The organism is Xanthocytophaga agilis (genome assembly GCF_030068605.1).
Classification (GTDB): Bacteria; Bacteroidota; Bacteroidia; order Cytophagales; family 172606-1; genus Xanthocytophaga; species Xanthocytophaga agilis.
Window position 1 is genome coordinate 45,902 of the sequence record NZ_JASJOU010000004.1, and the last position, 25,340, is coordinate 71,241.

Consider the following 25,340-nt stretch of genomic DNA (forward strand, 5'->3'; position numbering starts at 1 on the left):
TACTTTGTTTTGAGATATCCATCCAAATAAGGTCGTTTAAAAGATTTATTCTTAATTTCTTCAACAATTGGGTCACCTTGCTCTACCCAAATCCATAAATATTTATACTTGAATACGCTTTGTTAACTACATTCTATATTACAACATGTAATCAGGAAAAAAGAAGATAAGCAACAATGTGATTAGGTTACAAAACTATGGACAATAAAGAAGTGATAAAGTCAAAACCAGACCTTGGTACAATTCTAATTTGTCTTCTTCCTCTCGCTCTATTTTTATCATTTGCTGTGATTTTGATAAAAAGTGCAATGTCTTATGACTCACTCAGCTATCCGGATCTTATAGCTGGATGTTTCTTTGGCCTTGTAAGCATTTTACTTATTAACTATGTCCTCAAATTTGATATACTTATCTTAGAAGAGGATAAGTTACAAACCAAGTCACTGCTAGGCTATACTAAAAAAGTAGTTTACCTACGAGAGATAACCAGCTATATAGCGATAGATAAGGAAGATAAATATTTTAAATGGCAAGAACTTACCATCTATTCAAATGAAACTGAGTACTGCATATCTTCTATGCTATATCCAAAGCATTATGCAATTATTAAAGAGGTTCTGATTGAACAGAAGGTAAGAGATCAGAAAGCAGAAGTAAAATATCTTCATGGTAGACTCAAATATGTAGAGTTTTTTTGTCTATTCTTTATGTTTACTACGACAATACTTTGTATGTATTGGTCATGGCGTTCATATAAGGATTCAACTACAAAACTATCAGATAGGGAGTTAACTACCATTTCCAGTACTTTACTGAATAAAGCAGAAATAAAAACACATGGAAGGAGTCCTTCTACGATAGAAATTGAACTGGAAGAATATCCTGATTTTCTATTTGAGATTGGAGGAAGTGCCTTCTCTGCAATGGCTATTCATGACTATGCATCCACTGTAAAAACCGGGGATACGTTATTTCTGAAAATATTGACGGAAGACTATCAAAACATTATAAAAAAAGAAAAATTAACAGATCTTGAAGGCAAAAAGAATTCTCCCAGATACATTAGTGTGTATGGTCTTAATGACCAGAATTACATTTACCTATTGCTGGATGAGTATAATAAAGAGCATAGAACAGATTTAATTATTTCAATCTGGATGGGAGCTATAGTAGGGATATGTCTTTTGGGGTTAGATATTTATCTGCTGGTAAACAGAAAGAAAATATTTGTTAAAAATGTCTTATTTAAGCGAAATTCATCAGCATAACATCTTTTTGAGTAATCAATGCTTAAAGCTATTCCGATCCAATATCTCACTTTAAGATAAAGTAGTAGGCGTGATCTCAAGTACTTGGGTACTTCTTCTCCGATTCGAACATAATCGGTCAGATCGTGGTCCGGATCAATGACTACTTCCTGATGAGGAAGCTCAGCGGGAAGCTACATACGGATATTCTTTTCTCGTTTCTTACAAGTATGCCTCTCTGTATTCTCAATGTCTTATTTTGCTTGAGCTCTATTCCGCAAAACTTTAAGGAAACTATCCTCAATAACAATATGTAGTTGGTCGTGCGCATGCGTTTTAAGTATTGAGACAAAATGACTGATAGAAGAAAAAGCAGTAATTTGCCGAAAATATTTTTTTCTCTTTATGAGGTGATAGTTCGAAGACTTTCCGATAAACAAATAAAAAACATATGCATGAGGCTACTATTCTTTTGACAAATACCGATTGGCGACACGCATTGCTCACCCATCGGAAACAAACGCTGGAACGACTCTATGCCAAAGTATATCCAATGGCTTTACATTATGTAAAAGAGAGGGGCGGTAGTGCAGATGATGCCAAAGACATCTTTCAGGAGGCGTTGATTGTATTTTATGAAAAAGTGGTTCATGATCAACTGGTGCTTACAGCGTCAATAAGTACGTATCTGATGGGAATATGTAAGAATCTCTGGTTGCAGGAATTGGATAAACGTGCCCGAAAAACATCGTTGGAGAGCTTGCCTCCAGATATTGGTGTCTTAGATTCAGATGAAGAAACAGGATCAGATACAATACAATTAAAAGAGTTTGTAAACGGCCTGGGCGACAAATGCAGGGATATACTGGTTAGTTTCTATTACTTTGGTCAGAAGCTGGAGCACATTGCTGCCAAACATGGCTATCGGAATATTCATACAGCTACAGTACAGAAGTTCAAGTGTCTGGAAAGACTTCGCAAAGCTGTTAGCCATCTATCTATTGAACGTTTTCATTTATAATTACTAATGCTATGCGGCCAGAACTGGAAGAAGTAAAGCTATTGGAAGAATATGTGCAGGAAAGGCTGACAGAAGATCAGCAGCAGAATACTTCTATCCGCTTATTGTGGGATAAAGTCTGGCAACACAAACTGATTGCTCAGAAAACTGCCTATAAGGCCTTACGATTAGCTGGACGTCAGCAACTTCGCAGTGAACTTGAGTCCATTCATTCCCGATTGTTCGGATAAACTACCCTGAAAATAGCTTAGTACTTGCTTCCATGTTAGTGCACAGACATGGAGTGAAATTATATTGTCCCTTGTGAAATCGCCAGTAAACCGGATGCTGGTGAGATCATGTCCTATACTCTATACCTTTTATTTATTCTAAACATTGTTTTTATGTATTTCTCTGAACTTAGCAAAAGTGAGTTCCGTAGGTTTGCTGTATACGGACAAAACATGAATGGTCTAACTGTAGATCGTTATCTGAATCATGCAGAAAACCTTCATTCGGTTGAGAATATGACCCGTTCTGTTATTGAGGAACGACCGATGAACTTTCGGGAAGTGGATGTCTTTTCGCGTCTTATGGCTGACCGGATTGTATTTCTGGGAACAGGGGTAGATGACAACATAGCTAATATAATTATAGCTCAGCTGTTATTTCTGGAATCTGTTGATCCTAAGAAGGATATTACATTATATATCAATAGCCCAGGTGGTTCTGTATATGCAGGCTTGGGAATCTATGACACCATGCAGTACGTCCGACCAGATGTAGCGACTATCTGTACCAGCATGGCTGCTTCCTTTGGAGCTGTTCTTCTATGTGGTGGTGCAGCAGGCAAGCGATCTGCTTTGCCTCATGCCAGAGTAATGATTCACCAGCCATCCGGTGGAGCACAGGGACAATCTGTTGATATTGAGATATCAGCTCGTCAGATTGTGATTCTGCGAAAAGAGCTATATGGCATTATGGCTCAGCATAGTGGTCGTACAGAAGAGGAAATAGAACTGAATGCCGATCGCGATTACTGGATGCGGGCAGATGAAGCCAGAACTTACGGATTTATTGATGAAGTCTTGCAACGTTCTGTGTCATGAGTATAACTATTTTATCAGAACTCAATTTGTATATTGAGTTCTGATAAAATGGCCTAATTACTTAGTTGTTACTTTTCTGAGACAATTGATTCAGTTGTTCCAGCACTCTTTGTTCTCTTTCTGCCACAGTCAGGTCCCCTCGTATTTCCAGTACCGGGCAGGTTAGTTTCTGTATCCAGGCTTCATGGGCTAGTAGGGTACGTCCTCTGGCTGTTATATCATCGTAGCCTGCCGCCCAGTCAATAAAGTCATTGTATTGTTTATTCCGGACAGGATCTGAATAGATGATTTCTCCATACCGCATATACTCTCTATCTTTTAAGCGTTGTATTCGCAAGTCATGAGGAATCCACAGGAAAACTGCCAGATCAAAGGCTGATAACCATTCCTCTCCCCAACTTATGACTGAGCCCCCAAGTATCCAATGTGTATGACCGGCAAGGCTTTCTTTCAACATATGATTGCGGATTTCAGGGTTTCTTCGAATAGTAAAAGGGGGTTCTGATGGCTCCCAGTAATAATAATCACTATCAAAATAGGTGGAATGAAGAGTTTCTGCCAGGCGTTTACCTAATGTGGTGACTCCTGAGCCAGAAGCTCCGAACAGATGTATTTTCATAAAACTTTATAAGGATTCATTCATAAATTCTTCCAAATTCCAACAATCGCCCTACAAATGCCCAGTCAGTTGGAATTTCAGTTGTGGATGGTTCTTCTTCCAGATTATCGATGTAACAATCAATACCACATTGCAGATTTGTAAATGGATCAAAGTTGTACCATACATTTCCTGATTCAGAGGTTATACCAAAGTAGCGAAGTTCATTCTTTAACTCTTTATCTCTCATTCTATATAACTCTGCTATCTGAAATGTCAAAACAGCTATCAGGTATTCAAAGTTAGTGAGTTCTGTTTGTACAGATTTATCAATGTTTGTACGAATTAGTGGGTTGGTAAATTTATGGCTTAAAATGTTGGCATCTGGAGCATTTTCATATTCCAGCCATTGCATATTCATATCACTTGCGGTTGCTGTAAATGCTTCTTCCAATAGCTTGAGAAAAAGAAAAGCATTAGGCTGCATATGTGAGTGACCCATGACTAAAGCATATAATGCTCTCAGATATTCTTCCAAATTCCGATTGATATATCGGTTTGGGAAAGAATAGATTTGATCAGAAAACTCTTGAGTGTTCATTGTATTGAGGATAAGACAGTCACAAATATATCTGCTTAATCCGATGAACATCATTTTGAGATCCTGTTTTTCGTTCGCACCTTTGCACCCAATTGTTAGACATCTGTAGATAAAGACATGCCCCATCGCCCTGAAGCCGTTCTGGAAAAGTTAAAAAAACGTGAATTTGCTCCTGTTTATTTTCTCCAAGGAGACGAACCCTATTACATAGATCTGATCAGCGACTTTATTGAACAGCATGCCCTGCCTGAGCATGAAAAAGGGTTTAACCAGATTGTGTGTTATGGAAAGGACGTAAATGTCGGTACAATTGTCACTCAGGCTCGTCGGTTTCCAATGATGGCTGAACGTCAGGTGGTTATTGTGAAGGAAGCTCAGGAGGTAAGCGATTTGCAACGTGAAGAGGGCCAGAAGCTGCTGGAAAGTTATGTGCAGAATCCTGTACCATCAACCATTCTTGTATTGGCACATAAGCATAAGACGTTGGATGGACGTAAGGGACTTGCCAAAACGCTGGACAAAAATGCTGTCTTGGTCGATGCCAAGAAAATGTATGACAATAAATTACCCGACTGGGTTATTTTTTATGTAAAAGATAAAGAGTATCGCATACAACCACCTGCTGCACAACTATTGGCTGATTATATAGGCAATGATCTGAGTCGTCTGAGTAATGAGATTGACAAACTTATTCTGAATATTCCGGCTAAGTCAGAAATTACTCCTGATCATATACAGAAATATGTAGGGATTAGCAAAGAATACAATGTATTTGAGCTGCAGACTGCATTGATCCAACGGAATGTTCTCAGAGCCAATCAGATCATTCATTATTTTGAGTCTAATCCCAAAAGTAATCCGGCAATCATGGTGGTTGCTACCTTGTTTGGCTTTTTTAGCAAAGTATTGTTAGCCCATGCCTCTGCTGATCGTAGTGAGGCGGGTATTGCAGCGGCTGTAGGTGTAAATCCTTATTTTGCGAAAGATTATCTGACTGCTATTCGCAATTATCCTTTACGAAAAGCCATGCATATCATTCATTACCTTCGCGAAGCAGATCTTCAATGCAAAGGAGTTGAAGCTGGCCAAATATCAGATGGAGATATTCTGCGTGAACTTGTATTTAAGATTTTACATTAATGCCATAATAGAGTTGAGGTAGCTAGTCTCCAGAGTGTAAAAAGAAACAAGATTCACAAGTTGTATTTTCAATGACTTACCAGCAAACAATTGAGTATCTCTATAGCCGATTACCTGTTTTTCATCGAATTGGTAAAGCAGCATATAAAGCAGATTTGAACAATACCCTGGCTTTATGCAAGCATTTGGGCAATCCGGAACGTAAATTTAAGTCTATCCATATCGCCGGAACAAATGGGAAAGGGAGTACCTCACATATGCTGGCAGCTATCCTTCAATCCGCAGGATACAAAACCGGATTATATACCTCTCCACATCTGAAGTCATTCACAGAACGAATACGAGTCAACGGCAAAGAGATGCCAGAACAGAAGGTTGTGGAGTTTGTGGAAGCAAATAAACCTTTTATAGAAGAAGTTCAGCCATCCTTTTTTGAATTGACTGTCGGGATGGCATTTGACTATTTTGCTCAGGAAGAAGTAGATATTGCTGTGATTGAAGTGGGGTTAGGAGGAAGGTTAGATTCAACCAATGTAATCCAGCCTGAAGTTTCCCTGATTACCAATATTAGCTGGGATCATACAGATATTCTCGGGGATACTTTAGAAAAGATTGCAGGTGAAAAAGCTGGAATCATTAAAGAGAATACTCCTGCTGTAATCAGTGAGTATCAGCCAGATATAGAGCATGTATTTGTAAATAAAGCAAAACAGGAGCATGCACCTTTGTATTTTGCTTCCCGTTACATAGATACTCAACACAAGACTTTTCTGCCAGATAGACGTTCTGTTGCTATATGGGAAGATGGTGTACATACCTTGACCCTGCAACTGGCATTATTGGGTGATTATCAGTTGAGGAATGTAACCGGAGTTATTCAGACAGTTCGAGTTCTGCAACAAAGAGAATGGAAAATAGACGATTCCCATATTCAACAGGGAATAGCTGATACTGTACAGCTAACAGGTTTGAAAGGCCGCTGGCAGGTATTAGGAGAAAAACCATTAATAATTTGTGATACCGGGCATAATGAAGGAGGTATCCGGTTTATTGTTGAACAGTTGAAACGACTTTCATTTGAAAAGCTACATATCGTAATAGGAGTTGTCAATGACAAAGATCCTGAAAAAGTATTGAAGCTATTGCCACAGGATGCCTTCTATTATTTCTGTCAGGCTCATTTGCCAAGAGCTATGGATGCAGAACTTCTGGCTCAAAAAGGGGGCATGCATGAGTTAAAAGGTATAGTGATCCCTGATGTAAATGATGCATTGGCAGAAGCCAGACACAGAGCATCCACTAATGACGTGATCTTTGTAGGAGGAAGTACATTTGTGGTAGCAGAGTTAAATGAGTTGTAAGAAAAGTAGCTTCACTCTAAGCTATTGAATTATAGCTAGTTTAAAAGTTGGCTATTTTTATTCAGAATTTAATCCGAAATTCGCAGCCGAAAACATCAGAGTGACGTAGTTAAATTCAAAAGTAAAGTATGGCCCGTAGAAAGCTTGCCCGGTTTGAAGAAAACAAACTTCGGGAGAACATCATTGAAGAAGGTAAACCATTGTATGATAACTCAAAAGGTAATTGGAATACATCTCATTTTCATAATTCCAATCCCATCACATTAGAATTAGCCTGTGGTCGTGGTGAATACACTACCGGACTGGCAGCTGTATATCCTGATCGTAATTTTATTGGTATAGATGTCAAAGGAGATCGGTTGTGGAGAGGTAGTAGTGCCGCACTTGCTCAGGGATTGGGTAATGCCGCCTTTTTACGTACACCTATTGACTGGCTGGAAAAATTCTTTGCTCCTCAGGAAGTAAGTGAAATCTGGATTGTCCATCCGGACCCTCGTCCCCGTAAAAGTGATGATAAACGTCGTCTCACGCATCCACGCTATCTGGAAATGTATAAACGCCTGCTTCCTCCAGATGGATTGATTCACTTAAAAACAGACAGTCCCTTGTTATTTGAATACACAATGGAAATACTGCAACAGGTACCAGTAAAAGATCTGCAGTATACAACTGACTTATATCATTCCGATTTGTTGGCATTGCATCATGGTATAAAAACACATTATGAAGGTATCTTTACAGAAAAGGGATTTACTGTAAACTACCTGCAGTTCAGATTTGCCTGATTCGTATATTGCGTTTGTACTTTACTACATATTACGTTCAATGAACTATTCACTAGTGAAAGCCGGGTTCTTCGGATTATTGTTTCTTTTACAGGTAACGTATTCTTATGCACAATCATCATTGTTCACTCCTGAAATTACCAGTCGATTAGCTGCATTGCCGATCCATTGTATCCATCAGGAATTTCCGAATAAAACAGGACATTCCTCTGATGCACCGGAAGATCATCGTTTACTACCAAGTGAACTTCATCCCTCATTTTATGGCTGTCTGGACTGGCACTCCAGTGTACATGGCCACTGGATGTTGGTCAAATTGCTCAAACTATATCCTCAATTGCCAGAGAAAGATCAGATCATACAGATCCTGAATACATCATTTGATCCAGCGAAAATCAAAATAGAAGCAGACTATTTTACTAAATATAAAACCACCAGATCATTTGAACGTACTTATGGTTGGGCCTGGTTACTGAAACTGGATGAAGAACTCTATACATGGGGTACTCCTCAGGCTAAACAATGGCATCAAAATCTACAGCCATTAACACAAACAATTCTAAAACTCTGGACTGACTTTTTACCTAAGCAGACTTATCCAAACCGTACTGGAGTCCATCCCAATACTGCTTTCGGGTTGGTATTTGCCTTAGATTGGGCAAGAACTACAAAAAATACTTCTTTTGAACAGGCTGTTATTGCTAAAGCCAAAAATTTCTATCTGACTAACGAAAAGACACCTGCTTATCTGGAGCCGGATGGAGCTGATTTTTTATCTCCAAGCCTGGAAATTGCAGATTTGATGCGACGTGTTTTACCACAGGATGAATTTGTAAAGTGGCTCAATGCGTTTTATGACAAACGTAGTATTGAAAACATAGTGAAAATGCCTGTAGTAAGTGATCGTACTGATATGCAGATTGTACACCTGGATGGGTTGAGTCTAAGCAGGGCCTGGTGTATGAAGGGAATCGCAAAGAATCTGCCTGCCAAACACAAATACAAACAGCTTTTTGAACATACAGCTGAGACGTTTCTCAGTACAGCACTCCCTAATGTGACCTCTGGTAATTATGGTGGTGATCACTGGCTGGCTTCGTTTGCTGTATATGCCATCTTTGCCAACTAAAGTTGATAGCCTCCTGTTTTGAAAGAGTATACGTTTAGTAAATAATAGGAAAAGCAGCAGACTTTACAATTCATAGAAGCCTGTCTATGAATAATTGTTGCTTTTTGTATTGAAAATGAATTATTTTACAATCAATATAGTTACAAGGAAAGCAGTACCCTCTTTTGTCCTTCCGGGAATTTTACTCAGACTCCCCAAGTAATCCGAAGATCACGGCGTACTTCGCCTTATTATTCTAAATCATAGATAAGATGTCAATCTGAACAATACATTGACATACTTTTTTCTTAAACTCATTTTATGTCATTTGAAAATCTCAATCTGATAGAACCTATCAGAAAAGCTTTGCAGACCGAAGGGTATACAAAGCCAACGCCTATTCAGGCACAAGCAATACCCTTTATTCTGCAAGGAAAAGATTTACTGGGTTGTGCACAGACAGGCACAGGGAAAACAGCTGCCTTTGCTATTCCTATTTTACAATTACTAGCTAATCAGCAGGAGGAGGAGAAAGGCTCCCGACGCATTAAAGCATTGATTCTTACACCTACCCGTGAACTAGCCATTCAAATAGGAGACAGTTTTGCTGCTTACGGAGCAAATACCAGTTTAAAGCACACTGTAATCTTCGGGGGTGTTTCACAAAAGTCGCAGACAGACGCTTTACAAAGAGGAGTTGATATTTTAGTTGCAACACCTGGCAGATTACTTGATCTTGTCAATCAACGTTTAATAAATCTGCAACATATCAGCATATTCGTGTTAGATGAAGCCGATCGCATGTTAGACATGGGATTTGTGCATGATGTGAAAAAAGTATTGGGTATTATACCTGCAAAGAGACAGTCCTTATTTTTCTCTGCTACCATGCCGGCTGCCATTATAAGTCTGGCTGGATCTATTCTCAAAAATCCTGCGAGAGTAGAAGTAACTCCTGTCTCTTCTACTGCCGAGACTATCCAGCAGGTAGTTTATAAAGTAGATAGAGAAAAGAAAAACGATTTGTTGGTACATGTTCTGGAAGATCCAAAGATTGAGACAGTACTGGTATTTACACGAACCAAACATGGAGCCGATAAGGTAGTTCGAGTGCTTACTAAAAAAGGAATTAAAGCTGAGGCCATTCATGGAAACAAATCTCAAAATGCACGTCAGCGAGCTTTGACAAACTTTAAAAGTAAAGAGATTCGTGTTTTGGTTGCTACCGATATTGCCGCACGTGGTATAGATGTAGATGAATTGGCTTATGTGATCAATTTTGAGATACCTAATGTGCCTGAAACGTATGTGCATCGTATTGGCCGTACAGGAAGAGCAGGCGCCAGCGGAATGGCATTATCCTTCTGTGATGCAGAGGAGATTGCTTATATGAAGGATATTAATAAGCTTATTGGCAAAATTGTTCCGGAAGTTAAAGATCATCCATTTCCTATGACAGGTTTTCTCCCTGCTTCTAAAGAAAAGATGCCAATCTCACAGCGTTCTTCTGGAAATTCTAGAAACGGAAACGTTGCTTATGTTGGAAAGAGTACCACTGGAAAGAATACTACTGGAAAGAAATTTTTTAGAAAGAAGAAATTCGCATAAAAGAACTTATAGGTAAAGTCTAAACCTGATATGAAAGAAGAACCCCAAGGCAAATTTTGCCTTGGGGTTCTTCTTTTTGTGCCAGATAATTATCTGTAAATAAGTTGTTTTTGTTTGCAGTGTTGATTCTAGATAAATCTACGTTGGTAAAAAAGAAGTTGGATAGTATACATAGACTATTGTGTGATTTCCGATAGTGTGTTGTATATCAAATATTTTTTTTACTATATTTTATTGGAATAATTGCATATATTTGTTTTACCCATGAAAATGCCGAAAGATATATTGGAAAAGATAAATGATACTGAACTCTGGGAACGCTTTCGCAGAGGTGATGAAGGTGCATTGGAACAATTGATGCGGATGCATTTTCGTAAGCTTTTTCATTATGGTACTAAATTTAGTAAAGATGGTGCTTTTGTAAAGGATTGCATCCAGGACCTCTTTTTAGATCTTTGGAACCGTAGACAATTTCTAAGCGAGGTCCAAACCGTGAAGGCTTATCTAATGGCTGCACTACGCAGACGTCTGCATCGGGGCATGACCAAGAAAGGATACTTTGTGACAGAAGAAATCACCTCCGAAGTATTTTTTGAAGTAGAGTTCTCTGTTGAGGATTCATTGATTCAGGAAGAAACAACCCAATTGCTTGCTCACGAGATAAAGAATTATCTGGAGCAACTCCCCAAGCGTCAGAAAGAGGTGATTTATCTTCGTTTTTTTGAAGGACTAACCCGTGAGGAAATCGCTGAAATTATGGGAATTAATTCACAGTCTGTATCCAACCTATTGCAATCTGCTTTTAAACATCTTAAGGAAAATTGGAAGACAGAACTTTTTTTATTTGTGCTTTTATCTATAATGCATTGATATACAGTTTGGTATGAATTGCTTTATAGGGTGTATATAATTTTTTTGAAAAAAAATAGAATAAAAGCAGTATCTGAATGTGGTTTTTGTCTCTCTACAATAAAAGCACATATCAGATTTCATGAATACCTATCAGCGAGCTGACATTATAGCATTAGTTCAGAATGATTCCTTCAGGCAATGGGTGCTCACATCAACACCTGAGCTTGATATGCTATGGCAGCAATATCTTTTGCAAAATCCCAACCAGGAAGCTGTTGTTGCACAAGCCAGAGAGATTGTGTTGGCTTTGCGTGTAAAAAATGATTTCATATCTGATACAGAAATAGATTCAATTGTGTCTGATACAATATCCACAATCAGACAGACCCCAGAAAACAATAGAGATGAAACTAAGTCTTACACTGACTTCTCTGAAAGTACTCCTCCTTTCTGGAACTTCAAACAATGGTTTACACTAGCTGCTTCTTTTGTTTTATTACTCGGAATAGGATATTTGGTTTACACACTTACTAAGCCAGAAACTTTATCTGATGAAAATAAGGTAGTGGCTGTAAATCAGAAAAAGAAGTTGATTGAGAAGGTTAACCAAAGAGAATCTCCTCTAACCATAGAGCTTCCAGACGGAAGTCGTGTAACCCTGAAAAAAAATAGTCGCATTGCTTATGCAGAGGCATTTACAGGTTCTACACGGGAAATATTTCTGACAGGTGAGGCTTTTTTTGATGTTGTCAAAAATCCTTCGAAACCTTTTCTGGTATATGCCAATGAGTTAGTCACCAAAGTGTTAGGTACTAAATTCAGAGTCAGTGCTTATGAAGCTGAGAAGCATATTACAGTAGAAGTGCGTAGTGGAAAAGTATCTGTGTATGCCAGTCAGGATACTCTATCTCGTAGTCAAAGCTCTCAGGAAGAGGTAAAAGGTGTAATCTTAACTCCAAATCAAAAGGTAGTTTTCTCTAGGGAAGAAGCCCGGATTGAAAAAACTTTGGTAGAGAAACCGATAGTAACTATCCCACCAAAAGAACTGGCTCGTTTTGTTTTTGAAGATGCGCCAGCCTCACAGGTATTCAGTGCATTGGAAAAAACCTATAGTATTGATCTGGTCTATGATGAAGAACTCATGTCACACTGCCCGCTAACTGCTACACTGGGGAATGAACCTTTGTTTGAACAGTTGACAGTTTTATGTAAAGCTATTGAGGCTAAATATGAAGTTGTGGATGGGCAGATACTGATCCATAGCAAAGGCTGCAAGTGACAGAAAATAGAAACGCTATTTTTTATCTTAACCTATTCACCATAAACTTTTGAGCCTATGTAGTTAAGGAAATTTACATACAAACACAATCGGCAATGCTGCAACATTGCCGATTATAAACAGATTTCCCTTTTCGGATTGTCGTTCGGTTCATCCTGACTTTTCAGGATGCAGGGAAGCATTTGTCAAATAAAAATCATCTAACAAAAGCACTTAAAGGTATGAAAAAGAATCGACCACTACAACATTGGTTACTAACGGCCATGCGAATATCACTTTTTCAGTTTTTTCTGGCTATAATCTTCGCGGGGACAGCACAGGCATATGAAGGCAGGTCACAGAACCTGCTGGATGTGAAGGTTAATCTGCAGGCAAAAAACCAGCGAATCAGTAAAGTATTAAAACAGATAGAGACTCAGGCAGATATTAAGTTTGTCTTTAGTTCTACACTGATACAGGCAAGTAGAGTCGTGTCTGTGAACCTGGAAAATCAGTCATTGGACAGAGTATTGGAATATTTATTAACACCACTGCAATTGACGTATGAGGTGTCTGGCAAGACTGTCATTGTGAGACGTGACAACCTCACTGAGTCGGCTCCTGAAACAAATGTACAAGATCAATTGGCTCAGACTGTAAAAGGAAGAGTAACTGGAGATCAAAACGAAGGCTTGCCTGGAGTAAGTGTGGTGGTAAAAGGATCAACAGTAGGTACAACTACTGACGCAAATGGCAATTATACATTAGCTGTTCCTGATGAAAATGGCACATTAGTATTTTCATTTATTGGATATGTTACAGAAGAGGTTGCGATTGGTGGCCGAACAACCATAGATATTTCAATGGCACCTGACTTAAAAGCCTTACAGGAGGTAGTAGTAGTAGGATATGGTGAACAGAAAAAAGAAACTGTGACAGGTGCAGTTGCAACAGTAAAAGGTACAGACCTTGTTAAATCACCCGCTGTAAACCTATCTAACTCACTAGCAGGTCGTATGCCTGGTGTTACTGCTGTACAAGCAAGTGGTGAGCCTGGATATGATGGATCATCTATTCGTATCAGGGGATCTAATACCTTAGGAAACAATGATGCATTAATAGTGATTGATGGTGTGCCTGCCAGAGCAGGTGGATTTGACCGTATCAATCCGGCAGACATTGAGAGTATCTCTGTATTAAAAGATGCCTCAGCTGCTATTTATGGTGCCAGAGCTGCCAATGGTGTTATCTTGATTAAAACAAAAAGAGGCAAAACAGGTAAACCTCAGTTGTCTTACTCCTTTAATCAGGGCTGGGCTCAGCCTACTGTTATTCCGAAGCTAGCCAATTCTACACAATTTGCTGAAATGCGAAACGAATTGGAGGTCTATAATCTTCCTACTAATGAGTGGGCTGCTGCAACAGCTGCATTCAAAGAAACTGGTACCTATACCAAAGCCGATGGGTCGGATGTAAATGCACCCTTTAAGCCAGTTGACTTCCAAAAGTTTGCAGATGGTTCTGATCCCTGGTTTCATCCTAATACAGACTGGTATAAAGATGCTCTAAAACCATGGTCTCCTCAATCAAGACACAATGTTCAGTTAACAGGTGGAAGTGAAAACTTTCAATATCTGGCCTCTATTGGGTATCAAAACCAGGATGCTTACTATAAAAATGCAGCGACGGGCTACAAACAATACGACGTGCGAGTTAATATGGACGGAAATATTAACAAGTACATACATGTAAGTTTGGGTTTATTGGGTCGTGAAGAGTTTCGCTTTTTCCCGACACGTGGTGCTGGTGCCATTTTCAGAATGTTGATGCGGGGTTTGCCTACCATGCCTGCCTACTGGCCAAACGGATTACCAGGACCAGATATTGAAAACGGAGAGAATCCAGTGGTAATTACTACAAATCAGACTGGATATGATCAGGATAAAAGAGATTATTTCCAAACCAATGGATCTATTGATTTTACTATTCCATGGATTGAAGGTTTAAAGATAACTGGTACAGCTTCAGTTGATAAGTTTATCAAACGAACTAAAAGATGGGACAAACCCTGGTATCTATATTCCTGGCAGGGGGCTTATGAAGCCGATGGTGTAACGCCCAAACTTGCCAAGGGAGCCCGTGGTCCTGCAGAACCCAATCTTACTCAGGGAGACGAAAATCAATTGAACATATTGCTGGGGGCGATGCTTAATTATACACGTAAGTTTGGGTCACATTCATTGACTTTCTTAGCGGGGACAAACCGCGAAACTATTCAGAATGACAACTTTAATGCCTATCGCCGTTACTTTATCTCACCTGCTATTGATCAAATGTTTGCCGGTGGTGATTTACAAAAAAATAATGGTGGTGGTGCCTGGGAGCGTGCCCGTTTAAATTACTTTGGTCGTGTTGCCTACAACTTTAAAGAAAAGTACCTGGCAGAATTTCTATGGCGTTATGATGGATCATATATGTTTCCTCAGAACACTCGCTATGGATTCTTTCCTGGTGTAATGGCTGGTTGGCAGATTTCTGAAGAAGACTTTTTCAGAAATAATGTGTCTTTTGTTAATTATTTAAAACTACGTGGTTCATGGGGACAAATGGGTAATGACAACATTACATTGGGGCCTGATGGACCTTTGTTGGAATATCAATACTTATCTACATACGCCTTCGATAGCTATATTATTGCTAATCAACAGGTAAAGACATTATTTGAAACTCGTGTACCTAATAATTCTATTACTTGGGAAGTTGCAAATAATGCCAACTTAGGGTTAGAAGGACAATTGTTTCAAGGAAAAGTCGTGTTTGAATTTGACGTTTTCCTAAATCGTCGTACGAATATCATCTGGCCACGTTTTGGATCAATCCCTCAAACGACAGGTATGACTTTACCCGCAGAAAATATTGGTAAAGTTGAAAACAGAGGATGGGAATTTAAACTGGGCTATAACGGAAGTATAGGCGATTTCAAATATAATGTCGGTGTTAATGGTGGATATGCCAAAAATAAAATCTTATTCTGGGATGAAGCTCCGGGCGTCCCTGCTTGGCAGAGAACGACAGGCAAGCCGATGTATACCTATTTGGCGTATCAGTATGATGGAGTATTTAAGGACCAGTCTGATATAGATGCCAACACAATAGACTATTCTTCTATTACCAATACCCTGCGTCCTGGGGATATGAAATACAAAGATGTGAGAGGTACAAAGGATAGTCCAGATCCTAGTAAACCAGACGGTAAAATCACGCCAGATGATCAGATTCGGAATGATAGAACAAACATTCCTTTATTTACCGGAGGAGCCACAATTGGGTTACAATACAAAAATTTTGATTGTTCTATACTATTCCAGGCAGGCTTGGGTGGACAGGTTTATGTAAGTACTGGTGAGTCAGGAAGTATCGGAAACTATCTGAAAGATGTATATGATAATCGCTGGACAGTAGAAAACCCAAGCAGCGTACACCCACGTATTACAGATCGGAGCAACCAGTATTACTCCAATGGCAACACCTACTGGCTCAGAAGTAACAATTATATTCGTCTGAAAAACTTTGAGATTGGATATACACTCCCTGCTTCTTTGGGACAAAAAGCTGGTATTGGAAGCTTACGTTTATATGTAAATGGGTTGAATCTGTTCACCATTGATAAATTGAAAGTGTATGATCCTGAAGCTACTAACACGCTCGGGCAATATTATCCGCAGGCAAGGATTATCAACACTGGTTTAACTGTATCGTTTTAAATACTTTATCTATGAATCTAATGAACAAGATAAAATATATATACCTGAGTATCATTACTACTTTATTTTTGATTACCAGTTGTAATGATGATTTTTTGAATACGAAACCATTGGGGGAAGTATCTGAAGCTGACGTTTGGACAGATCCCGCACTTACAGAAGCCTTTGTAACACAAATCTATAATGGACTTGGTTTTGGTGGCTTTTATGAGGAAATGTTGGCTTCCTTGACAGATGAAGCCCTTTTTACACATCCTGGACGTGGAATAAATACCTTTATGGAATCTCGTTCAAACCCTGCCGATCGTGGAAAGGTTAACATTACACAAGACTGGCCAGCTATGTATCAACGAATCAGAGCTTGTAATCTGGCTCTGAAGAATCTTGCATCACCTCAGTTTGAGAATACCAATGGAATCGTAGAACGGTTAAGAGGTGAGGCTCTTTTTATGCGGGCCTATTATTATCACCAATTGGTGCGTTATTATGGAGGTGTACCTTTGATAGAACGTCCATATGAACTGGGAGAAGCAGATTATACTGTTGTTCGTAATACATTTGAAGAGTGTGTCAACTTTATTGTAAAAGATTGTGATGAAGCAGCTCAACTGTTAGATGGTAAAACCATGGCAAACGGACGGGCTTCCAAAGCAGCAGCACTGGCACTAAAATCCCGTATCCTTTTATATGCAGCCAGTGATTTGCATGATATTCCAACAGCTAGTGCTAAATCTGCTACCATTGGAGGCTTTTCAGATAAAAACATATTGGGCTACATAGATGGAAGTCGGGATGCTCGTTGGTTAGCTGCCAAAAATGCAGCAAAAGCTGTATTGGATTTACCAGGTTATGGATATCAGACCAATCTGAGTGCACCTGTAACACCTGCACAGGGAACTACCAATTATATGAATATGTCTTTATCTAAAGGTGGAGGGGAAAGCGAGTTGATTTTTGCCCGTTATTTCATCAATCTTAAGACAGAAGACGGTGGACGAGTAGGTTTGTTCAATGGCCCTAATGGCTATCACAACTGGGCTGGTAATACACCTATCCAAAATCTGGTTGATGATTACGAAATGATGGATGGAACATCTTTTGACTGGAACAACACTGCTCATGCCAGTGCTCCATATCAGAACAGAGATCCTCGCATGGATGCTACTATTTTACATGATGGCTCTCCCTGGAAGCCTCGTACTGCTGATGGTGCAGGAAAAGATCCTTACAATCAGATTCAGACAGGTCAGTATCAGATTGTGAATAGTGAAAATAAAGTAGTGTCATATTTTGGTCTGGATACCCGTCAGAGTTCTATTGAGGATTGGAATGGAACCCGTACAGGATACTATATGCGAAAGTTTATTGATCCTAATCCTTCTATTGTAGATCAGAATACCTGGCAGGAAATTCCCTGGCCGTTTTTCCGCTATACAGAAGCCATGTTTAACTATGCGGAAGCTTGTATAGAGTTAGGAGAAGATGAAGAGGCTAGAACGTGGCTCAATAAGATTCGTTTCCGTGCCGGTATGCCTGCTATTACGGAGAGTGGAGATGCACTGAAACAACGCTACCGGAATGAACGTAGAATTGAAATGGCTTATGAAGAACAACGCTATCATGATGCACGTCGCTGGATGATTGCCCCTGAAACATTGGGACAAAAAGCAGGTATCATCAACATTACAGCTACATTCAAACCAGGTAAGTCTCTGACACTCTACAAGTATGACCCTCAGATTTATAATTATATTTACAAGCCACTCAATATAGATCCAGGTATTGAAAACAGAGAATGGAAAGACAAAATGTATTTCTTGCCTATTAGTCGCGATGAAATAAACCGAAATGCTAAACTGGTACAAAATCCAGGTTTTTAAATCATAACAGAATAAAAAATGTCAGTACAGCAATGTGCTGACATTTTTTCTGCCTTATCTACCACTCTACCTCCTGAAACGTGAACCGTCACCTACATAGGATTCTCACAGTATCTATGCTGATGAGTGCCTGGCTTTTCTACTCCTGTAAGTCACCTGCTACCAAAGAAGCGTCGACAGATGCTCCATTATTAACTCTACTTCCACCTGAAAAGACACATATTGATTTTGCCAATACGCTGACAGAAGGTTTGAATACCAATGTTATGGTCTACGAATACTTCTACAATGGCGGAGGTGTTGCCATTGGTGATGTCAATAAGGATGGATTACAGGATGTGTATTTCTCAGGAAATATGGTGCCAAATCGCCTGTATCTGAATAAAGGAAATATGCAGTTTGAGGATGTAACCTCTTTGGCAGGTGTGGCAGGGCGTGAAGGGCCATGGCGTACAGGGGTTACAATAGTTGATGTGAATGGGGATGGCTTGCTGGATATTTATCAATGTTATTCTGGTAATCTGAGACCGGAAAAACGGAAGAATCAGTTATTTATTAATAAAGGAGCAGATGCGAAGGGTGTACCACATTTTGAAGAACAGGCTGAAAAATATGGGTTAGACAGTCCTGCTGCCAGTACACAGGCTGCTTTCTTTGACTATGATAAAGATGGTGATCTGGACATGTTTTTATTAAATCATAATCTGAAACTTTTGCCTGTACTGGAAGAAAAGAAAACAGCAGCTTTGCTACGAGAAAAAGATCCTTTTTCGGGAGTTCAGTTATTTCAGAATACAGATGATCATTTTACAGAGGTGACAGAAAAAGCAGGTATCAGTAGTTCGGCTTTAACCTATGGATTGGGAATAGGAGTATCAGATATTAATGCAGATGGTTGGCCTGATCTGTATATCTCTAACGATTACACTGTCCCTGATTACCTGTATATCAACAATGGGGATGGAACCTTTACAGATAAACTTCAAAAGAGCCTCGGACATACTTCTCAATTCTCGATGGGCAATGCTGTAACAGATGTAAACAATGACAGCAAACCTGATATTTTTACCCTCGATATGCTGCCTGAGGACAACAGACGGCAGAAACTGCTTTTTGCGCCCGATAACTACGATAAGTTTGATCTGGTTCTACGATCTGGATTTCACTATCAGTACATGCGCAATATGCTGCAACTCAATAATGGAGATGGCACTTTCAGTGAGATAGGTCAGCTGGCAGGTATATCCAATACCGATTGGAGCTGGGCACCATTGTTTGCAGATCTCGACAACGATGGCTGGAAAGACTTATATGTGACCAATGGCTATTTGCGGGATTATACCAATATGGACTTTGTGAAGTATATGGATGATTTTGTTCAGCAGAAAGGTCGGCTGCAACGGACTGATGTTATGCAACTGGTAAGTCAGATTCCTTCTTCTCAGGTGAGTGATTATGTGTTTCAGAATAATGGAAATCTATCCTTCTCAAATCAGAATCGCAAATGGGGTGTACAACAATCTTCCAACAGCAATGGAGCCGCCTACGCTGATTTGGATAATGACGGTGATCTGGACCTAGTCATTAATACAATTAATCAGCCTGCTTTTGTCTATCAGAATGAAACAAACAACCAGCTAACTCATCATTACTTACAAGTACAGTTGGAGGGCAGTGGGAAAAATATGTTAGGTTTAGGAGCTAAAGTATATTTATATGCTAACGGAAAACAACAGTTTCTGGAACAGATGCCCACACAAGGATTCCAGTCGAGTGTAAGTCCTGTATTACATTTTGGGGTGGGAAATACTACACAGATAGATTCATTGCAGGTTATATGGCTAAGCGGGAAGCAACAGGTTTTGCGTGAAATAAAAACTAACCAACGGATTACAGTGCACGAAAAAGAGGCAACCGAACTTTTCAAAAAACATCCTATTGAACAACCTGTTTTTAAAGAAGTAAATACTCCTATCCATTTTACGCATCAGGATGTTTCAGTTAAGGATTTTAAACGCCAGTCCCTGTTGGTACATGCAATGTCTTACTTTGGGCCTTGTCTGGCAAAAGGAGATGTGAATGGAGATAAGCTGGAAGATATCTATGCAGGAGGGGGGAATGGACAAGGAGGGTCTCTGTATATACACCAAAAGAATGGAAAGTTTATACCGAAAGCTGTTCCCGTTTTTGTACAGGATAAAGCCAGCGAAGATGTAGATGCCGCTTTTTTTGATTGCGATGGAGATAATGACCTGGATTTATATGTAGCCAGTGGTGGGTATGATAACTATGCACCTAATGATCCATTATTACAGGACAGATTGTACCTGAATGATGGAAAAGGCAACTTTACTAAAGCACTGGATGCACTACCAGAAATGCTTACGAGCAATTCCTGTGTAAAGATAGCAGATGTGAACGGGGATCAGCATCCGGATATATTTGTAGGAGGAAGAGTGATTCCTGGCCGCTATCCTGAAAGCCCGTATAGCTACCTGCTGGTAAATGACGGCAAGGGGAAATTTACCAACCAGATTGCTACTCTGTGTCCGGATTTACAGAAAGCAGGCATGATTACAGATGCTGCCTGGATAGATATAAACGGAGACCAGAAACAGGATTTGATTGTGGTAGGAGAGTGGATGTCTATCCGGATTTTTACCAATAGCAATGGCAGGCTGGTAAACCAGACAACTCAGTATTTTGATAAAGCCTATCAGGGATTCTGGAATAAGTTAATGGTTAATGATTTAAATGGGGATGGGAAAGCTGATCTGGTAGTAGGTAATCTGGGATTAAACACTCAATGCAAAGCTACAGATAAAGAGCCTGCTGAACTGTACGCCAAAGATTTTGATGCCAACGGTTCTGTTGATCCCATTCTCTGTTTTTATATTCAGGGGAAAAGCTATCCATATATTAGTCGGGATGAATTGCTGGAACAGTTGACTATGATGAGAGCACGTTTTAAGAATTATGCCAGTTATGCCTCTGCTACCCTAACTGAAATTTTTAAACCTGCCGAACTGGAGGGCGCTATGCATCTGACAGCCAACTGTATGGAAACAGTTTGTTTTATACAAGGGAGCAATGGGAAGTTTGTAAAAAAAGAACTTCCACTGGAAGTACAATTCTCACCTGTATTTGCGATGGAGTCTTTCGATTATGATGGAGATGGAAATAAAGATTTGCTTTTCTGTGGAAATAGCCAATATACCCGTCTTCGGTTTGGTAAATATGATGCTAATTGTGGAACATTATTAAAAGGAGATGGTAAAGGAAGATTTTCTTATGTTTCCAAAACAAGATCTGGCTTTCATCTGAATGGTGATGTGAGAAGTATCTTGAGTATAGATAATAAACTTTTTTTCGGAATAAACCAACAAGCTATTCAGGTATATCAACTTACTAATAAACCTAAAACGGCTCAGAATATAGTACCATAGGCTTTATACAGTAGGGTGTACCTATTGGAAGTTAGAAATTGTATTTTGATATTTTATTTTAGGATTCGCATTAAAGTGTAATTTTGGCACGTATTCTGTGCTTCTGGCTTTGTAACTTCTATTTACTCCTTTCATGTTTATACGTAGATTTTCCAAACACATTGGCTTGACAGTGGTATTGCTGTCCGGCCTGACGGGTATTTTCTATGCCTGTAAAACCAAACCTGTTGCCACATCTGTTAATCAGTCTGCTCCTGTTACTCAAACCAAAAAGCCACGCGTTCTCGTCTTTACAAAGACCAAAGGGTGGTTTCATACCTCTATCCCTAGTGGTATTGCGGCCTTGCAGAAAATGGGTAAAGAAAACGGTTTCGATGTAGATACAACTAAAAATGCTGCCTACTTTGTAGAGGATAGTCTGAAGAAATACAGTGCTGTTGTGTTTCTGAGTACGACCATGAATGTACTTGATCCTGACCAGCAGGTCGCTTTTGAACGGTATATCCAGGCTGGAGGTGGTTTTGTAGGGATTCATGCAGCAGCAGATACAGAATACAACTGGCCGTGGTATAATCGTCTGGTAGGAGCATATTTTGCCAGTCACCCTAATAATCCCAATGTACGTGCAGCTACTGTAGATGTAGTAGATACTACACATCAGGCCATGAAAGGATTACCCGCTCGCTGGGAGCGTAAAGATGAATGGTATAACTATAAAAATATCAGCCCTGAAATAAAAGTACTGGCTACACTGGATGAAACTTCCTATGAAGGAGGTACCAATGGTGATTATCATCCCATTGCCTGGTATCATGACTATGATGGAGGTCGTGCCTTCTATACAGGAGGTGGTCATACCGATGAAAGCTTCAGTGAACCTTTATTTGTAAAACACCTGTTAGGTGGCATAAGATATGCAATAGGAGAAGACAGAGCACTGGATTATTCCAAATCCTATGCGGTAAAGACACCGGAAGAAAACCGCTTTGTAAAAACAGTATTGACCAATGACCTGAACGAGCCAATGGAACTGGCTGTAGCGCCAGATGGTCGTGTGTTTTTTGTTGAACGGGGTGGTAAGTTTTATGTATATGAACCTGCTACCAAAAAAACAAAGTTGCTTCGTGACTTTCCTGTGGCAGCAGTTGATAAATACCTGAATGGTTTGTTGGGGATGACCATAGATCCTGACTTTAACCAGAATCATTTCCTATACTTTTTCTATACTACATCCGACAAAGGGCAATTGAAACAATTGATTTCACGCTTTGTGGTAGGTGAAGATGGTAATCTGGACCTGGCTACTGAAAAAGTATTGATAGAAGTGCCTATCGAAGCAGAAGTAAGTGCCCATACAGGTGGTTCTCTGACCTGGGACAAAGACAAGAATCTGTATATCTCAACAGGTGATAATACAGTTCCTTTTGAATCCAATGGATTTGCACCTATTGATACCCGACCAGGTAGACTGACCTTTGATGCAGAACGTTCTGCTGGAAATCCAAACGACCTGAGAGGAAAAATCCTCCGTATTCATCCCAATGCGGATGGGACTTATACTATCCCTCAAGGCAACCTGTTTCCAGCAGGTACACCTGGTACTCGTCCGGAGATTTATATTATGGGATGCCGCAATCCCTATCGTATTTCTGTAGATCAGGCAACGGGCATTTTATATTGGGGTGAGATTGGCCCTGATTCCGGAACAGATGGAGTGCAAGGCCCACGTGGATACGATGAGTTTAACCAGGCACGCAAAGCAGGTAACTTTGGCTGGCCCTACTTTGTAGGAGATAATAAACCTTATCATCAGTATGACTTTGCTACCAAGGCAGTAGGAGATCTGTTTGATCCCAATGCTCCTGTCAATAATTCGCCTAACAATTCCGGAGCTAAAACCCTTCCTCCTGCACAAAAGGCTATGATCTGGTATCCATACAATAAATCAGACGAGTTTCCTGAATTGGGTGTAGGCGGACGTTGTGCCATTGGTGGTCCTGTTTATCATTACAATGCTCAACTGGCTTCTTCTACTAAAATACCTGGCTACTATGACAAAGCATTGTTTGTGCTGGACTGGATGCGTAACTGGATCTTTGCTGTAAGATTGGATGAAAACCAAAACTTCAAACGGATGGAACCTTTCATGCCAACTCTTGGCGACTTCCGCAGACCTGTAGATATGGAGATTGGTCCTGATGGTGCATTTTATATTCTGGAGTATGGATCTGTGTATGGTATTGACAACGAAGATGCTCGTTTGGTAAAGGTGGAGTTTAATGGAGGAAATCGTACTCCTGTAGCCAGAATAATGGCAAAAGATACAATAGGACTAGCCCCTTTGAAAGTAGCTTTCAGTGGCCAGCGTAGTTCTGATCCGGATGAAGAAGATAAATTAATTTATGAGTGGCGTTTTGAAGGAAATCAGGTTGCTTCCAAAGAAGCGAATCCAACGTATACATTTGAAAAAAATGGTGTATACAAAGCTATTCTGAAAGTTACTGACCCAGCAGGACAGAGCAGTCTGGACACATTGGAAATTAAGGTGGGTAATACCTTACCTAAGGTGGCTATCAATACAACACAAAATAGCTCATTCTTCTTTGCTGGTGCTACTCCACTGACTTACTCAATCGATGTAAAAGACAATGAAGACAAAGTGATTGATAACAAGAAGGTACAGGTAAAACTGAATTATATCCCCAAAGTCCTCACTAATGAACCTCTGATTGGACACCAACAAATAACCAATCTGAATATTGGCAAGACTTTGATGGCGAATAGTGATTGTAAAGCTTGTCACCAGATTGACAAGAAATCTGTCGGTCCGGCTTTTATGGAGGTTTCTAAAAAGTACGTTGGAGACAAAACAGCTACAGCTCGTCTGGCGAATAAAGTGATTACCGGAGGTGGTGGTGTATGGGGTGACCATGCGATGAATGCCCACCCTCAATTGTCTCGTGAAGAAGCTACAGAGATTGTAAAATATGTATTGTCGCTGTCTGTTAAACAACCCGATAAGAAATTACCTGCTCAGGGAGCTTTGTCACTGAAAGACCATGTGGGCAAAGAAGAGCAGGGACGTTATATACTTTCAGCTTCTTATACAGATAAAGGAGGAGCTATTACCCCTTTGACAAGCCAGGATGTATTGGTACTGCGTCCAAATCGTGTAACTGCAGCTGATGCAGATATATTGTTTAAGATGAACCGTCAGGGAAAACGCCTGGGCAATATTCACAATAAGTCATATTTTGTTTTAAAGAATATTGATCTGAAAGGAATCAATCAGCTTACCTATAACTATGCCTCCAAAGATCAGGATGCCACAATAGAAGTACATATTGACTCTCCAAAAGGACAGGTAATCAGTACCTTGAATTATGTTTCAACAGGTGCATGGGGTGTATTAAAAGAAGTAAGCACTCCTATACAGGACCCAGGCGGAAAACACGATCTGTACTTTGTCTTTGTAAAGAATACGTTGCCTAACCAGCATTTGTTCTCCCTGGAATGGATAGATTTTAACAGTAATATAAAACAATAAGTATAGAGTCTGGCTTTAGGCCAGACTGTTCATTTT

General features: G+C 39.8%; 17 protein-coding genes. 15 read left to right on the plus strand and 2 right to left on the minus strand.

Annotated elements, in window-relative coordinates:
* Positions 1–197 precede the first annotated feature (197 nt).
* The 4 genes from QNI22_RS13360 (at position 198) to QNI22_RS13375 (ending at position 3,356) form a co-directional block, all read left to right on the plus strand.
* The gene (locus QNI22_RS13360) at positions 198–1,268 is read left to right on the plus strand and encodes a hypothetical protein (RefSeq protein WP_314511216.1); all 1,071 of its coding nucleotides are present in this window, start codon (positions 198–200) and stop codon (positions 1,266–1,268) included.
* Between the two features lie 430 nt (positions 1,269–1,698).
* Positions 1,699–2,268 (plus strand): RNA polymerase sigma factor, encoded by a 570-nt coding sequence (locus QNI22_RS13365; RefSeq protein WP_314511217.1) that lies wholly within the window; start codon positions 1,699–1,701, stop codon positions 2,266–2,268.
* An 11-nt stretch (positions 2,269–2,279) separates the two neighbouring features.
* Positions 2,280–2,498 carry a hypothetical protein gene (locus QNI22_RS13370; protein ID WP_314511219.1) on the plus strand — a complete coding sequence of 73 codons (219 nt, stop codon included), beginning with the start codon at positions 2,280–2,282 and terminating at the stop codon, positions 2,496–2,498.
* Between the two features lie 153 nt (positions 2,499–2,651).
* On the plus strand, positions 2,652–3,356 hold the full coding sequence (locus tag QNI22_RS13375) for a ClpP family protease (protein WP_314511221.1): 705 nt from the start codon (positions 2,652–2,654) through the stop codon (positions 3,354–3,356).
* A gap of 61 nt (positions 3,357–3,417) precedes the next feature.
* On the opposite strand, the gene QNI22_RS13380 is transcribed toward QNI22_RS13375, so the two are convergent.
* Both QNI22_RS13380 and QNI22_RS13385 read right to left on the minus strand, forming a co-directional pair.
* Positions 3,418–3,975: a P-loop NTPase family protein gene (locus tag QNI22_RS13380; RefSeq protein WP_314511222.1), complete on the minus strand. Its 558-nt coding sequence runs from the start codon at positions 3,973–3,975 to the stop codon at positions 3,418–3,420.
* A 16-nt stretch (positions 3,976–3,991) separates the two neighbouring features.
* The gene (locus tag QNI22_RS13385; protein WP_314511224.1) at positions 3,992–4,555 is read right to left on the minus strand and encodes a hypothetical protein; all 564 of its coding nucleotides are present in this window, start codon (positions 4,553–4,555) and stop codon (positions 3,992–3,994) included.
* A 117-nt stretch (positions 4,556–4,672) separates the two neighbouring features.
* Between QNI22_RS13385 and holA the strand changes: the two genes are divergently transcribed.
* From holA to QNI22_RS13440, 11 genes are all read left to right on the plus strand, one after another.
* Complete coding sequence (holA, locus tag QNI22_RS13390) at positions 4,673–5,695, plus strand: DNA polymerase III subunit delta (protein WP_314511227.1); 1,023 nt, start codon at positions 4,673–4,675, stop codon at positions 5,693–5,695.
* A 71-nt stretch (positions 5,696–5,766) separates the two neighbouring features.
* Positions 5,767–7,056 (plus strand): bifunctional folylpolyglutamate synthase/dihydrofolate synthase, encoded by a 1,290-nt coding sequence (locus tag QNI22_RS13395; protein WP_314511228.1) that lies wholly within the window; start codon positions 5,767–5,769, stop codon positions 7,054–7,056.
* 128 nt (positions 7,057–7,184) lie between these two features.
* The gene (trmB, locus tag QNI22_RS13400; RefSeq protein WP_314511229.1) at positions 7,185–7,841 is read left to right on the plus strand and encodes a tRNA (guanosine(46)-N7)-methyltransferase TrmB; all 657 of its coding nucleotides are present in this window, start codon (positions 7,185–7,187) and stop codon (positions 7,839–7,841) included.
* 40 nt (positions 7,842–7,881) lie between these two features.
* Positions 7,882–8,970 (plus strand): DUF2891 domain-containing protein, encoded by a 1,089-nt coding sequence (locus QNI22_RS13405; protein ID WP_314511231.1) that lies wholly within the window; start codon positions 7,882–7,884, stop codon positions 8,968–8,970.
* Between the two features lie 300 nt (positions 8,971–9,270).
* Positions 9,271–10,557 (plus strand): DEAD/DEAH box helicase, encoded by a 1,287-nt coding sequence (locus tag QNI22_RS13410; RefSeq protein WP_314511233.1) that lies wholly within the window; start codon positions 9,271–9,273, stop codon positions 10,555–10,557.
* A 264-nt stretch (positions 10,558–10,821) separates the two neighbouring features.
* Positions 10,822–11,427 carry an RNA polymerase sigma factor gene (locus tag QNI22_RS13415; RefSeq protein WP_314511235.1) on the plus strand — a complete coding sequence of 202 codons (606 nt, stop codon included), beginning with the start codon at positions 10,822–10,824 and terminating at the stop codon, positions 11,425–11,427.
* A 121-nt stretch (positions 11,428–11,548) separates the two neighbouring features.
* Positions 11,549–12,688 carry a FecR family protein gene (locus tag QNI22_RS13420; RefSeq protein WP_314511237.1) on the plus strand — a complete coding sequence of 380 codons (1,140 nt, stop codon included), beginning with the start codon at positions 11,549–11,551 and terminating at the stop codon, positions 12,686–12,688.
* Positions 12,689–12,909: 221 nt separating this feature from the next.
* Entirely contained in the window at positions 12,910–16,431 is a 3,522-nt protein-coding gene (locus tag QNI22_RS13425; RefSeq protein ID WP_314511239.1) for a TonB-dependent receptor, read from the plus strand.
* 20 nt (positions 16,432–16,451) lie between these two features.
* On the plus strand, positions 16,452–18,311 hold the full coding sequence (locus tag QNI22_RS13430; RefSeq protein ID WP_314511241.1) for a RagB/SusD family nutrient uptake outer membrane protein: 1,860 nt from the start codon (positions 16,452–16,454) through the stop codon (positions 18,309–18,311).
* Positions 18,312–18,427: 116 nt separating this feature from the next.
* Positions 18,428–21,757, plus strand: a complete 3,330-nt coding sequence (locus QNI22_RS13435; RefSeq protein ID WP_314511999.1) for a VCBS repeat-containing protein — start codon at positions 18,428–18,430, stop codon at positions 21,755–21,757.
* 133 nt (positions 21,758–21,890) lie between these two features.
* Positions 21,891–25,304, plus strand: a complete 3,414-nt coding sequence (locus QNI22_RS13440) for a ThuA domain-containing protein (protein WP_314511243.1) — start codon at positions 21,891–21,893, stop codon at positions 25,302–25,304.
* Positions 25,305–25,340 lie beyond the last annotated feature (36 nt).

Bases quoted from the DNA above. Each gene is read 5' to 3' on its own strand.
- QNI22_RS13395 (WP_314511228.1), top strand. From the start codon at position 5,767: ATGACTTACCAGCAAACAATTGAGTATCTCTATAGCCGATTACCTGTT.
- QNI22_RS13435 (WP_314511999.1), top strand. From the start codon at position 18,428: ATGCTGATGAGTGCCTGGCTTTTCTACTCCTGTAAGTCACCTGCTACC.
- QNI22_RS13420 (WP_314511237.1), top strand. From the start codon at position 11,549: ATGAATACCTATCAGCGAGCTGACATTATAGCATTAGTTCAGAATGAT.
- QNI22_RS13365 (WP_314511217.1), top strand. From the start codon at position 1,699: ATGCATGAGGCTACTATTCTTTTGACAAATACCGATTGGCGACACGCA.
- QNI22_RS13380 (WP_314511222.1), bottom strand. From the start codon at position 3,975: ATGAAAATACATCTGTTCGGAGCTTCTGGCTCAGGAGTCACCACATTA.
- QNI22_RS13410 (WP_314511233.1), top strand. From the start codon at position 9,271: ATGTCATTTGAAAATCTCAATCTGATAGAACCTATCAGAAAAGCTTTG.
- QNI22_RS13440 (WP_314511243.1), top strand. From the start codon at position 21,891: ATGTTTATACGTAGATTTTCCAAACACATTGGCTTGACAGTGGTATTG.
- QNI22_RS13360 (WP_314511216.1), top strand. From the start codon at position 198: ATGGACAATAAAGAAGTGATAAAGTCAAAACCAGACCTTGGTACAATT.
- holA (WP_314511227.1), top strand. From the start codon at position 4,673: ATGCCCCATCGCCCTGAAGCCGTTCTGGAAAAGTTAAAAAAACGTGAA.
- QNI22_RS13425 (WP_314511239.1), top strand. From the start codon at position 12,910: ATGAAAAAGAATCGACCACTACAACATTGGTTACTAACGGCCATGCGA.
- QNI22_RS13405 (WP_314511231.1), top strand. From the start codon at position 7,882: ATGAACTATTCACTAGTGAAAGCCGGGTTCTTCGGATTATTGTTTCTT.
- QNI22_RS13385 (WP_314511224.1), bottom strand. From the start codon at position 4,555: ATGAACACTCAAGAGTTTTCTGATCAAATCTATTCTTTCCCAAACCGA.
- QNI22_RS13375 (WP_314511221.1), top strand. From the start codon at position 2,652: ATGTATTTCTCTGAACTTAGCAAAAGTGAGTTCCGTAGGTTTGCTGTA.
- QNI22_RS13430 (WP_314511241.1), top strand. From the start codon at position 16,452: ATGAACAAGATAAAATATATATACCTGAGTATCATTACTACTTTATTT.
- QNI22_RS13415 (WP_314511235.1), top strand. From the start codon at position 10,822: ATGAAAATGCCGAAAGATATATTGGAAAAGATAAATGATACTGAACTC.
- QNI22_RS13370 (WP_314511219.1), top strand. From the start codon at position 2,280: ATGCGGCCAGAACTGGAAGAAGTAAAGCTATTGGAAGAATATGTGCAG.
- trmB (WP_314511229.1), top strand. From the start codon at position 7,185: ATGGCCCGTAGAAAGCTTGCCCGGTTTGAAGAAAACAAACTTCGGGAG.